Genomic DNA, 13,232 nt, shown 5'->3' with positions numbered 1-13,232 from the left:
GAAATGGCAGAAATTAAGATTGTAATTGCTGGTGCACGTGGAAGAATGGGTAGTGAAGCTGTAAAGCTTGTAGAAGATACAAAACATTTTCAGCTGGTTGCTGTTGTTGACCATAAGAATGAAGGAATGAGACTTAATCAAATCGAAGGTTTTCAAGCAGACGTTCCAATTTATACTGATATTGAAAAATGTTTTTTCGAGACTAACCCTGATGTATTAATTGATTTAACTACACCTGAAATAGGGAAGGTACATACTATAAAAGCATTACAACATGGTGTACGACCTGTTGTTGGGACTACCGGTTTTTCTGAAGAAGATTTGAAGGAACTTGAGCAACTAACCGAAGAAAAAGGGATTGGTGCTATTATTGCTCCTAACTTTGCAATCGGCGCTATATTAATGATGAAGTTTTCACAAATGGCAGCAAAGTATTTCCAAGATGTAGAGATTATTGAACAACATCATGATCAGAAATTAGATGCTCCTTCAGGTACTGGATTAAAAACAGCCGAAATGATCTCAGAAGTGAGAGAAGAAAAACAACAAGGTCATCCAAATGAACATGAGATCTTACCAGGTGCACGTGGGGCTAACATGAAGGGTATTCGTCTTCATAGTGTCCGTCTTCCAGGCTTAATTGCCCATCAGGAGGTTCTTTTTGGCGGAGATGGTCAAACATTAAAAATTCGCCATGACTCGTATAACCGTGCTTCGTTTATGTCAGGTGTTAAATTAGCTGTTGAAAATGTAATGAATGTGGATTTACTAGTTTATGGTCTAGAAAATATTATTGAATAAAAGATAAAGGGGAAAAAGTTCATGAAAATTGCATTAATAGCACACGATAAGAAGAAAAACGACCTTGTCCAATTTGTAATGGCTTATCAGCCCATTATTAAGGAACATCAACTGTTTGCTACAGGTACAACTGGTTTTCGTATTCAAGAGGCTACTGGCTTATCTGTTCATCGTTTTCAGTCAGGTCCTCTAGGAGGAGATCAAGAGATTGGAGCTCTGATTGCCAAAAATGAAATGGATATGGTTATATTCTTTAGAGATCCATTAACAGCGCAGCCGCATGAACCGGATATTTCGGCATTAATTCGTCTTTGTGATGTTTATGCGATACCACTTGCAACAAATATGGGGACAGCTGAGATATTAGTACGTGGATTAGATCGTGGAGATTTCCAATGGCGAAATGTAATTCATGAAAAGAAAGATAAATCATGAGCTGTAATTATACGATTTAATTGAATATAGACTATGTAACAAGGAGAGGGAAATGAGTAATCAATTAGATTTCCTAGCAATTGGAGCCCATCCTGATGACGTTGAAATCGGGATGGGGGGAACAATTGCTAAGTATACTCAAAAAGGGTTTAAGGTAGGGATTTGTGATTTAACGAAGGCTGAACTATCATCAAATGGTACTGTTTCAACCAGACAGGAAGAGGCAAAACATGCAGGTGAAATTTTGGGTATTTCAACGAGGATTCAGCTTTCGATTCCAGATCGAGGTCTTTATTTAACAGATCCGTACATAAAAGAAATTGTAGAAATCATTAGAACATATAAACCACGAATTGTCTTTGCTCCCTACAATAAAGATCGTCATCCAGATCACGGTAATTGTTCACGATTAGTTGAAGAAGCGGTTTTTTCAGCTGGAATCAAAAATTTTCAAGATAATCAAGGTCTACCAGCACACCGTGTTCAGCATTTGTATTTTTATATGATCAACGGTTTTCATAAACCTAATTTTGTTGTTGATATTTCTGAGACTATTGATTTCAAATTAAATAGCCTACGTGCTTACGAAAGTCAATTTGAAAAAAGTGAAGGATCAACAGACACACCTTTAACAAATGGCTATATTGAAGCTGTAGAAAGTAGAGAAAGACTTTATGGAAAAGAGGTTGGTGTTATGTATGCTGAGGGATTTTTAGCCAAAAAACCAATCCTGATTTCTAATGATTTATTAGGTGATGCATAATGAAGAAGAAACTTAGAATAGGAATTACATGTTATCCATCTGTTGGTGGCTCAGGTGTCGTAGCAACAGAGCTGGGGAAATTATTAGCAGAAAAAGGACATGAAGTGCATTTTATTACCTCAAGTCTTCCTTTTCGACTAAATAAAGTTTACTGTAATATTACATTTCATGAAGTAGAAGTCAATCAATACTCTGTCTTTAAATATCCACCATATGATTTAGCTTTAGCAAGTAAAATGGCAGAAGTCGCTAACAGAGAGGATTTAGACCTGCTGCATGTCCACTATGCTATACCTCATGCTATATGTGCTTACTTGGCAAAGCAAATGGTGAAAAAGGATTTAAAAGTCGTAACAACACTACATGGTACTGATATTACGGTACTTGGGTATGATCAATCACTTGCTGATATGATTCGATTTGGTATTGAATCCTCTGATCAAGTTACGGCAGTATCTAACGCATTGGTTAATCAGACATACGACTTACTACAACCAGATAAAAAAATAGAAACAGTCTACAACTTTATTGATGATCGTGTTTATTTCAAACATGATAACATGTATCTCAAAAAAGAGTACAAAATAGATGAAGATGAAAAGGTCATTATTCATGTATCAAATTTTAGAAAAGTAAAACGAGTTCAAGATGTTGTTTACGCTTTCCAAAAAATAAATAGAAAAGTAAAATCTAAGCTTCTTCTTGTAGGAGACGGCCCTGAAATGTCATATGTTAACAGACTTGTACGGGAATTAGGTCTTGTAGAAAATGTTTTATTTCTTGGTAAGCAAGATAGCTTGGAAGAACTTTACTCAATTAGTGATTTAATTCTTTTATTGTCAGAAAAAGAGAGTTTTGGCTTGGTCCTCTTAGAAGCAATGGCATGTGGTGTTCCTTGTATCGGGACAAATGCCGGGGGGATACCGGAAGTAATTCATGAAGGAGAAACAGGATACATATGTGAGGTAGGAGACATCGAATCTATAGCATTAAGGGCTATTCAACTATTGTCGGATGAAGATTTACATAAAAGAATGTCAGAAAGCTCGACAATATTAGCTAAGGAACGATTTCATTCTGATAAAATTGTTTCTCAATATGAATCCATTTACTATAAGCTATTAGAAGGTGTAAAAATTGGAGACTCCATTTGATGAAGCCAAACCAATCTTAGATAAACTACATCAATCAGGATTTGAGGCCTATTTTGTTGGTGGAGCTGTTCGTGATTTCTTATTAGGAAGAGAAATTGGAGATGTAGACATTGCGACCTCAGCTAAACCAGAGGATATTAAAAACATCTTCTCTAAAACGATAGATGTCGGAGCAGAGCATGGCACAATCATTGTTATACATGAAGGAGAACAATATGAAGTAACAACATATCGTGCGGAATCAGACTATGAGGATTTCAGACGCCCAAAATCTGTCCAATTTATTACTTCATTGAAAGAGGATTTACGTAGAAGAGATTTTACCATAAATGCAATGGCAATGGACGTCAAAGGAAATGTTTTTGATTATTTTCATGGTAAAGAACATATGAAGCAAAAGCTTATTCATACTGTTGACTCACCTTCAGAAAGATTTACAGAAGATGCACTAAGGATGCTGAGAGCCCTTCGTTTTACAAGTCAATTAAATTTCACTTTGTCTTCTGAAACAGAAGAAGCAATCGAACATCACGTTCATTTACTTGACGCAATCTCTGTTGAAAGAAAAACAGCCGAGATAGAAAAGCTGTTTATGGGTGAAAATGTTAAATTAGCAATAAATCTTATGATTCAATGCAAGGTATATAACTATTTACCAGGTCTTGTTGGAGGAAATATGCAATTGGGAAGACTTTCCTCCTTTCAATTCCCATACCTTACATCGAAAGAAGAACTTTGGACAGTATTGGTATATTTTATAAGCCCTCCAACAATTGATGGTTTTTTAAGAAAATGGAAGCTTTCTAATAAATTAATTAAATCTGTTCATAAAAATCTGTCTATTCTTGACGTAGTCTTAAAAAATCCAGTATGGACAGATCTATTATTATATAAGGCTGGTCCTGATACAGCAGTTTCTGTTGAACGGATACGGTCTATTTTAATAAATCCTGAACAAATAAAAGAAAATGTTGCTAGAGTAAGATCCTCTTTAAATCTACTGCCAATTACAAATAAAAGCCAAATGGCAGTAAATGGTCATGATCTTGTTCATTGGTTAAATAAAGAACCAGGTCCTTGGTTAGCTAAAATGATAGAAGAAATTGAAAAAGCAATTATATTAAAGGAAGTACAAAATAAAAGTACTGAAATAAAGGAGTGGCTATTAGCATGCAGTCGGGACTTCGATCAAAGTTATTAGAAGCCTTTTCAAATGCAGAAGGCGGTTTTGTATCAGGTCAAAAACTAAGTGAATATATTGGCTGCTCTAGAACAGCAGTTTGGAAACATATCGAAGATCTAAGAAAAGATGGATACGAATTAGAGGCTGTGAGAAGATTAGGCTACCGTATTACAAAAAAGCCAAATAAAATAAGTGGAAATGAAATAAAGATTGGACTTAGGACTTCAAAGCTGGGACACCATGTTCATTTTGAAGAAACTGTATCCTCTACCCAAAAAATAGCGCAAACGTTAGCGAATGAAGGTGCTGAAGAAGGAACAATAGTAGTTGCAGAACACCAAACAAATGGTAGAGGGAGAATGGCTAGGCAATGGCATTCTCCAAGTGGAACAGGGATTTGGATGAGTCTAATTATCAGACCTAATATACCTGTTCAGGCAACTCCGCAATTGACCCTTTTAACCGCTGTAGCTATTGTACAAGCTATTGAGGAGATTACACCTTTAAACCCGGAAATAAAATGGCCAAATGATATCTTAATTAATGGTAAAAAGCTGGTAGGTATTTTAACTGAATTACAAGCAGAAGCAGATCAGGTTCATTCAATCATTATTGGGACAGGAATAAATGTCAATCAATCTATATCTGATTTTCCTGAGGAGTTACATCATATTGCTACATCTATTCATATAGAAACTGATAAACATTGGGATCGGGCACAACTAATTCAAGAATTACTCTTAAAATTTGAAAATCTCTACACTCTTTATTTAGCACAAGGTTTTAAACCAATTAAATTGCTTTGGGAAAGCTATGCAGTAAGTTTACATAAACCAATAAAGGCTAGAACAATAAATGGTACTGTAGAAGGTAACGCAATCGGAATTGATGATACTGGTGTCTTATTAATTCAAACAAGCGACGGTTCGATTAGTCAGATATATTCCGCTGATATTGAACTTCAGTAATATGAAAAATGAGATACCTTACAATGGTTTTTAGCAAATTTTTCTGCTATACTTTTCTATGGGTAGTATCTAAAGCAGAACTACACCGTTAAAAGAAAAATTTGAGCAATAAAATGTTTGTAAGAAGTAATAATAAGAACAGAATGCGTAAATTTAACCTGCCTTGATCCATTAGTGGACTAGGACAGAGGGATGAATCTGACTATATAAACTTTTAATCCTTCTATCTTTGTCGATAAGAAGGATTTTTTAATTCCAGATAAAACAAGTCGTGCATTTTATGACATAATTTATATCAATTAATTTTCTGGTCATTCATCTTCTCTCCTTAGTTTTTCTTTTAATGTACTACCCAACAAAACAGTAATAGTGATGTGCTGGACACCTATTAACTAGGAGGGAACTTAATGAAAACAAGACAAGATTTTATGAAGATGAAAGAAAACAATGAACCAATTACAATGTTGACAGCTTATGATTTTCCCAGTGCTAAACAAGCTGAACTTGCAGGAATAGATATGATTCTTGTAGGAGATTCATTGGGGATGGTTGTACTTGGATATGAATCGACAATCCCTGTAACGGTTAATGATATGATTTATCATACAAAAGCTGTTAAACGTGGTGCCAAAGACACATTTGTTGTAACGGATATGCCATTTATGTCCTATCATCTATCAAAAGATGAAACAATGAAAAATGCCGCTAGAATCATGCAGGAGGGTGGAGCGGATGCCGTAAAAATTGAAGGAGCGGATGGTGTAACTCCTGTAATTGAAGCGCTTACTAATGGCGGTATTCCAGTTATTTCACATTTAGGTCTGACTCCACAATCTGTTAATGTGCTGGGTGGATATAAAGTTCAAGGAAAAAATGCTGAAGCAGCAAGGAAACTGATAGAGGACGCCAAAAAGTGTCAAGAAGCAGGTGCAATTGCTCTTGTTTTGGAGTGTGTCCCACAACAATTAGCAGAAGAAATCACAAAAATAATAACAATCCCTACAATTGGAATAGGTGCTGGTCGTCAAACAGATGGTCAAGTATTAGTCTATCATGATTTAGTTGGTTACGGATCTGGGTTTGTGCCGAAATTCGTCAAACAATATGGTTCAATTTCTGATACAGTACAGACTTCAATTAGTCAATATATTGCGGATGTAAAAAATAGATCATTTCCAGAAGAAAAACATTCTTTCAATATGAAAGAAGAAGTATTGCTCAGGTTATATGGAGGAATTAGTAAATGAATGTTGTTGAAACAAAACAAGACCTTAGAAATACCTTAGAAAGCTTTATGAATAACCAGCAATCAATCGGTTTTGTTCCTACGATGGGTTTTTTACATGAAGGACATGTAAAGCTAATTGAAGAAGCGAGAAAGGCTAATGATGTAGTAGTTTTAAGTATTTTTGTTAATCCTCTTCAGTTTGGTCCTAATGAAGATTTTGATTCATATCCAAGAGATGCAGTACGTGATGATGCAATTGCGATACAAGCTGGTGTAGATGTGCTGTTTAGACCTCAAGTAGAAGAAATGTATCCTGAAGAGCCTTCATATACAGTTTCTGTTCAAAATCGTGTTAATGTTCTATGTGGAAAATCCAGAAATGGGCATTTTGATGGCGTGGCAACTGTATTAACAAAGCTGTTTCATCTAGTTCAGCCAAATCGGGCTTATTTTGGAATGAAAGATGCGCAGCAGGTTGCTGTCATTGATGGATTAATTGAGGAGTTTCACTTTCCAATTGAATTAGTCCCTGTCCAGACTGTTCGTGAAGAAGATGGTTTAGCAAAAAGTTCCCGAAATGTCTATTTAAATGAAAAAGAACGAGCAGAAGCGCCGATTCTATATAAGAGTTTAACTAGAGCGAAAGAAACGATTGTACATGGGGAAAGAAAAAAACAGGTTATTATTGATCAAGTCTCATCTTTAATTGAGTCAGAATCATCCGGTACAATCGATTATGTTGAACTATTATCATATCCTGATCTTAAGGAAGTAGAGGTAATAAACGGTAAAATCATTATTGCCATAGCAGTTAAGTTTACAAATGCAAGGCTAATTGATAATATAACGATTGAAGTTTAGAAAAGAAATAATGATGACGATATAGATGATAAATTACTTGGGGGAGAAAATACATGTTTCGTACAATGCTGAATGCTAAAATTCATCGTGCACGCGTGACAGAAGCAAATTTAAACTATGTTGGTAGTATTACAATAGATCAAGATATTATTGATGCAGTTGGTATGCTTCCAAATGAAAAGGTGCAAATTGTTAATAATAACAATGGTGCCAGATTTGAGACATATATTATACCCGGGGAAAGAGGCAGTGGGGTAGTATGTCTTAATGGGGCAGCAGCTAGACTTGTTCAGGAAGGTGACGTTGTCATCATCTTAACGTACACAATGATAGCTGAAGAAAACATTGCTACTCACCAGCCAAAAGTAGCCATTATGGATGAGCATAACAAAATTGTTGAAATTTTAGGGATTGAACCAGCCGGTACAATCCTATAATGAAAAAGACCTACTTCATAGTTGACTCTTTCGTAAATGATCATAAAAGCTTACGAAAAAGTCTTTTGTGAATAGGTCTTCTTTATTTTTCTTTAAAATATTATGAAGTGTTCGCTGCTGTTCACATTTTTGTTATGGCTTCATTTTTGAAAAGTTATTCAAAACTCCTTCAGATTAGGGTAAACTATTACAACAGATAGAGAGAAAAGAGATACTTAGATGAATAGTACCTGAGCTAAGCTTTTTGAAATAATTGAGGTGTTTAATTTGAAAGACCAACGCTATGTTGTCATTGACTTAGAAACAACAGGAAACTCCCCTAAAAAGGGTGATAAGATTATACAAATTGCAGCCGTTGTAATTGAAAATAATCAAATTGTTGATCGATATATGAGTTTTGTTAATCCATTACAAAGCATTCCTTTATTTATTGAACAATTAACAGGGATTACAAACGAGATGGTTGAACATGCACCAACTTTTGATGAAATTGTAGAGGATATCTATAAATTACTCAAAGACTCTTTTTTTATTGCACATAATGTGTATTTTGACTTGTCATTTTTACAAGAAGAATTTATGAGATGTGGATACCAATTTTCTGGCCCTGTCATTGATACGGTAGAATTATCCAGGATGGCTTATCCTACTGAAAAGAGTTATAAACTATCAGATCTAAGTGAAGAATTCAGAATGGATCATGAAAATCCTCATCGAGCTGATAGTGATGCAGAAGTTACAGCTTTGTTGTTTTTACATATTCTAAAAAAATTAACTGAATTACCTATTATTACACTTCAACAGCTTACAAAGTTGTCGAGGTCATTTATTAGTGATATGGAAGAAATTTTGGAACAGATCCTTTCAGAAAAACTAATTAAATTAGAACAACAAATAAATCCTGATATTGAAATTGTTAGGACATTGGCCTTAAGAAAGAAATTAAAAGAAAACAAAGAGGCCATTGCTTCCACTATCTCAAAAGAAGAATTGTTTGAACTTTTTTCTAGTAATAACGATGAATTAAAAAAGATATTCCCGTTATTTCATGAAAGAGTTGGCCAGAAGAATATGATGGAGGAAATCATTGGTGCTTTCAAGACCAATCAACATGTTTTAATAGAAGCAGCTACAGGCATCGGAAAAACAATAGCTTACCTGGTTACATCTATTTTCCATTCCATGCAACAATCAAGACCAATTGTAATCAGTACGTATACGAACAACTTGCAAACACAAATCATGGATCAAGAAATTCCTTTTTTAAAGAAACTTTTACCATTCTCTTTTTCTGCTACTGTGTTAAAAGGGCAGAGTAATTATTTATGTTTGCAAAAGTTTGAACAATCATTAAAAGAGTTAGATGATAATTATGACTTTGTGTTAACAAAAGCCCAAATATTAATTTGGTTAACAGAAACGGTTAATGGAGACTTAGATGAATTAAACTTACCATCAGGCGGGAAAAAAATCTGGGAAAATCTCCATGTTGATCAATCATCCTTTTTAAGCAATCCTTTTCAAGAGTATTGTTTTTATCAACAAGCTAAAGAAAAAGCTTTATTTGCAAATATCATTATCACAAACCACGCTATGCTTTTATCTGACTTAGCACGTGATCAAAAAGTTTTACCAATGTATCAAGAAGTGATCATTGATGAAGCTCATCATTTTCATCATGTAGCGACTGAACAGCTTGGAGTAAGATTTCACTACCTAGATCTCCATTACATGATAAATCAATTGGGAAACACCCATTCAATAGGATTGTTAAAAAAGTTTGTGAAAATCCATAATCAACATGATATATCAGCTTCATTTTATAACATTGATGAGTTACTCTTGCAATTACAAGAAGAAAGTCACCAATTTTTTGCCGGGTTGCACTCTTATGTATCAAAGAAAAAAAAGAACAGCCCACTGAATAGAGCCTCATATCGTTATCTCCCTAATAAGGAAAACAATCGAACGTGGGATGCTTTATTAGAATTAGTAAAGAGAATCCAATTTATAATAAAAGATATTACTCATATAATGGAAAAAGAAAGTCATGGTATTGATGAAACATATATGAAGTCAAGGCCAATAAAAGAAAAACTGGTTCTTGAAGACTTTAGGCAAAGCATTTCACAATTGAATACCTATAAAAATCATTTTGACTTATTATTTAATATCCAGGATGATTTGGTTGTTAGATGGATTGAAATAGACACGAAGGGTGCAAAAAATGCCGTTTCTATCTATGCACAACCTATTGAGGTAAACGATTATTTAGCAGATGAATTTTTTTCAAACATCCAAAGTGCAATCTTAACATCAGCGACCTTAACAGTTGGAAATTCATTTGCATATATGTTACAAACAATTGGCTTGTCTGATTTTTATCCAAAGCAAATACAAATAGAATCGCCATTTAACTATGAGAACCAGGTTAAAATGTTTATTCCCAGCGATATGCCAAATGTCAATGATGTGACACTAGAAGAGTATTCAGAAGCAATAGCAGTTCATATTAGTACTGTTTCACAGATAACTGAAGGTAAACTACTTGTTCTTTTTACCTCTTATGAGATGTTGAGAAAAACCTATTCATTATTAAAGGAAGATGTGACCCTTGAGGATTTTATTATTATGGGGCAGGGAACAGGGAGTGGAAGTCGTAGTAAGTTAACGAAAAACTTTCGTCAATTTGATAAAGCAATTTTATTAGGGACAAGCAGTTTTTGGGAAGGGGTTGATTTTCCTGGAAATCAATTAAAAGCCTTAATGATTGTGCGACTTCCATTTGCTTCTCCTGATGAACCTACTGTTGCAGCTACTTGCCATCATTTAGAGAGCAAAGGGATGAACTCATTTTATCAGTACTCACTTCCTGAGGCTATACTACGCTTTAAACAAGGTTTTGGCAGGCTAATTCGTAATGAAAGTGATAAGGGCGTTTTATTTATACTAGATAATCGGATTTTATCCACTAGATATGGGAAAGATTTCATCGCTTCCATTCCAAAACTGGAAATAGAAAATAAACCAATGCACCAATTAACACATGCTATAGATGATTGGATCAATTAAAAAAAGTATGTGAAAAAAATGGCTGATATAATATCAGCCATATAATATGGTGTGAGTTAGGAGAAATTTATTTTCACGTAAATGTTTACACTATATAATGAATCAATTTACAACAATATATTGGATGTTGTATTGTTATTGTGTCCAGAGGAAACAGACATATAAGTTACAATATTTGTGTTAGGTGGGAGGAATATAACATGGAAAGTAAAATTGAAATTATTTCAACGGTAACAGTTGATCATTCTGATGATTTATATAAAATTGTTGATTTATTAAACAGAACATTAAAAAGAAATGACTTAATGTTTGGGCTTGCACTTGATCAAGATGACAAATCTAAAGCTGTATTTACAATATATCGTACATAAGGGTGTAATAAACAATGGAGAAAAAATTCGGTATACCATTATTTGTCGTGATTGTTCTATTGATATCAGGAATTTGGATCTTAACATCAAGTTACCTATCAGCAAGAGGACAGTATGAAAATGGACATGAACAATCCAAACAGTTTGCTAAAGAAGAAGCAAAGCTTAAAACAATCAGTAAGATCAAAACATTTAGTGCAGATCAGAAATATCATGTTATTACAGGCACAAACAGTGAAAACGAAACTGTTTACGGCTGGATTTCAAACATTGAGAAAGAAAGAAAGCTGATTGTAAAGAAAAAATCAGCTGGAATAACAAAAAATGAAGCTTTGGAAAGTGTATATCAAGAGCATAATCCTTCTGAAATAATTAGTGTTCAGCTTGGCATGGATGAAGGAATACCAATTTGGGAAGTAAAATACCAGGATGAATCAGATCGATATACATTTGATTATGTTAATTTTTATGATGGGAAAATTATTAAACATATGGCTATTAAAAATCTCTAGAAATAAATTATCCGAAAGTTTCGGCTTATCTTCGTTATATTGCGGCACCATTGAAAAAAACGTATAATATTACGATGTAAAGTACATAAAAGAGATATACATCGTGCTTGATGGAGGGAATAATGTGAAAACAACAATTGCAGAAGTTGGAAAATATGTTGGACAAGAAGTAACGATTGGGGTTTGGCTTGCAAACAAACGCTCCAGTGGTAAAATTGCATTCCTTCAACTTAGAGATGGTACAGGGTTTATACAAGGTGTCGTCGTGAAAGCTGAAGTAGAGGAAGAGGTATTCCAAAAAGCAAAATCAATTACTCAAGAAACATCACTATATATATCAGGTATTGTAAGAGAGGATGAGCGATCTCCTTTTGGTTATGAACTAGGTATAACAAATATTCAAGTGATTGCAGAATCTGTAGATTATCCGATAACACCGAAAGAACATGGTACAGAATTTTTAATGGATCATCGCCACCTATGGCTTCGCTCAAAACGTCAGCATGCTGTAATGAAAATTAGAAATGAGATCATCCGTTCCACATACGAATTTTTTAATAATGAAGGGTTTGTAAAGGTAGATCCGCCTATCTTAACAGGAAGTGCTCCTGAAGGTACTTCAGAGTTATTCCATACGAAATACTTTGATGAGGATGCATATCTTTCTCAAAGTGGACAACTTTATATGGAAGCAGCAGCTATGGCTTTAGGGAAAGTCTTTTCATTTGGTCCAACTTTTAGAGCAGAAAAATCTAAAACACGTCGTCACTTAATTGAATTCTGGATGATTGAACCAGAAATGGCATTTTATGAATTTGAAGATAACCTCCAGGTTCAGGAAACATATGTATCATATTTAGTCAAGAATGTTTTAGAAAATTGTTCTCTCGAATTGAACGTATTAGGAAGAGATATTTCTAAGTTGGAAAAAATCAAGGCTCCATTCCCTAGAATTACTTACGATGAGGCGATTAAGTTCCTTCATGAAAAAGGGTTCACTGAAATTAAATGGGGCGATGACTTTGGCGCACCACATGAAACAGCAATTGCCGAAAGCTTTGATATGCCGGTATTTATTACTCATTATCCTACCAGCCTAAAACCATTTTATATGCAACCTGATTCCAACCGTGAAGATGTAGTTTTATGTGCTGATTTAATTGCACCTGAAGGCTATGGAGAAATTATTGGCGGTTCAGAACGTATTCATGACGCCCAGTTACTTAAACAGCGAATTGATGAACATAAGCTGGATGAACAAGCGTATGATTGGTATCTTCAATTAAGAAAATACGGTTCAGTGCCACATTCAGGATTTGGTCTAGGTTTAGAGAGAACAGTAGCATGGTTAAGCGGTGTGGAGCATGTTCGTGAAACAATTCCATTCCCACGTTTACTAAATCGACTTTATCCATAATCGTGAAAATAATTTTAAAAGCTGACTCTT

Annotated in this window: 13 protein-coding genes; all 13 read left to right on the top strand. The window is 34.5% G+C overall.

Annotated features, from left to right (window positions below; all coding sequences use genetic code 11):
* Positions 1–3: 3 nt before the first annotated feature.
* The 13 genes from dapB (at position 4) to asnS (ending at position 13,202) form a co-directional block, all read left to right on the top strand.
* Positions 4–801 (top strand): 4-hydroxy-tetrahydrodipicolinate reductase, encoded by a 798-nt coding sequence (gene dapB / locus HWV59_RS17855; RefSeq protein ID WP_102229192.1) that lies wholly within the window; start codon positions 4–6, stop codon positions 799–801.
* A gap of 21 nt (positions 802–822) precedes the next feature.
* Positions 823–1,236 carry a methylglyoxal synthase gene (gene mgsA / locus HWV59_RS17850; RefSeq protein WP_102229191.1) on the top strand — a complete coding sequence of 138 codons (414 nt, stop codon included), beginning with the start codon at positions 823–825 and terminating at the stop codon, positions 1,234–1,236.
* A gap of 52 nt (positions 1,237–1,288) precedes the next feature.
* The gene (bshB1, locus tag HWV59_RS17845) at positions 1,289–1,999 is read left to right on the top strand and encodes a bacillithiol biosynthesis deacetylase BshB1 (RefSeq protein ID WP_175639695.1); all 711 of its coding nucleotides are present in this window, start codon (positions 1,289–1,291) and stop codon (positions 1,997–1,999) included.
* Entirely contained in the window at positions 1,999–3,153 is a 1,155-nt protein-coding gene (gene bshA, locus HWV59_RS17840; RefSeq protein WP_102229189.1) for an N-acetyl-alpha-D-glucosaminyl L-malate synthase BshA, read from the top strand. The genes bshB1 and bshA overlap by 1 nt, the downstream gene beginning before the upstream one ends.
* A complete protein-coding gene (locus HWV59_RS17835; RefSeq protein WP_175639694.1) occupies positions 3,137–4,354 on the top strand; it encodes a CCA tRNA nucleotidyltransferase in 1,218 nt (405 codons plus the stop codon). The genes bshA and HWV59_RS17835 overlap by 17 nt, the downstream gene beginning before the upstream one ends.
* On the top strand, positions 4,324–5,304 hold the full coding sequence (locus tag HWV59_RS17830) for a biotin--[acetyl-CoA-carboxylase] ligase (RefSeq protein ID WP_102229187.1): 981 nt from the start codon (positions 4,324–4,326) through the stop codon (positions 5,302–5,304). The genes HWV59_RS17835 and HWV59_RS17830 overlap by 31 nt, the downstream gene beginning before the upstream one ends.
* A 407-nt stretch (positions 5,305–5,711) precedes the next feature.
* Positions 5,712–6,551 (top strand): 3-methyl-2-oxobutanoate hydroxymethyltransferase, encoded by an 840-nt coding sequence (gene panB, locus HWV59_RS17825; protein ID WP_175639693.1) that lies wholly within the window; start codon positions 5,712–5,714, stop codon positions 6,549–6,551.
* Positions 6,548–7,393 (top strand): pantoate--beta-alanine ligase, encoded by an 846-nt coding sequence (gene panC / locus HWV59_RS17820; protein ID WP_175639692.1) that lies wholly within the window; start codon positions 6,548–6,550, stop codon positions 7,391–7,393. The genes panB and panC overlap by 4 nt, the downstream gene beginning before the upstream one ends.
* A gap of 53 nt (positions 7,394–7,446) precedes the next feature.
* On the top strand, positions 7,447–7,830 hold the full coding sequence (gene panD, locus HWV59_RS17815) for an aspartate 1-decarboxylase (RefSeq protein WP_102229184.1): 384 nt from the start codon (positions 7,447–7,449) through the stop codon (positions 7,828–7,830).
* Positions 7,831–8,097: 267 nt separating this feature from the next.
* On the top strand, positions 8,098–10,902 hold the full coding sequence (gene dinG, locus HWV59_RS17810; protein WP_175639691.1) for an ATP-dependent DNA helicase DinG: 2,805 nt from the start codon (positions 8,098–8,100) through the stop codon (positions 10,900–10,902).
* 200 nt (positions 10,903–11,102) lie between these two features.
* Positions 11,103–11,273, top strand: coding sequence for a YpmA family protein (locus tag HWV59_RS17805; RefSeq protein WP_102229182.1), 171 nt, complete (start codon positions 11,103–11,105; stop codon positions 11,271–11,273).
* A gap of 14 nt (positions 11,274–11,287) precedes the next feature.
* The gene (locus tag HWV59_RS17800) at positions 11,288–11,785 is read left to right on the top strand and encodes a cell wall elongation regulator TseB-like domain-containing protein (protein WP_102229181.1); all 498 of its coding nucleotides are present in this window, start codon (positions 11,288–11,290) and stop codon (positions 11,783–11,785) included.
* 124 nt (positions 11,786–11,909) lie between these two features.
* On the top strand, positions 11,910–13,202 hold the full coding sequence (gene asnS, locus HWV59_RS17795) for an asparagine--tRNA ligase (protein WP_102229180.1): 1,293 nt from the start codon (positions 11,910–11,912) through the stop codon (positions 13,200–13,202).
* Positions 13,203–13,232: the final 30 nt, after the last annotated feature.

Origin of the sequence: Metabacillus schmidteae (genome assembly GCF_903166545.1) — a bacterium.
Classification (GTDB): Bacteria; Bacillota; Bacilli; order Bacillales; family Bacillaceae; genus Metabacillus; species Metabacillus schmidteae.
This window is presented reverse-complemented; position numbering and strand designations above follow the sequence as displayed.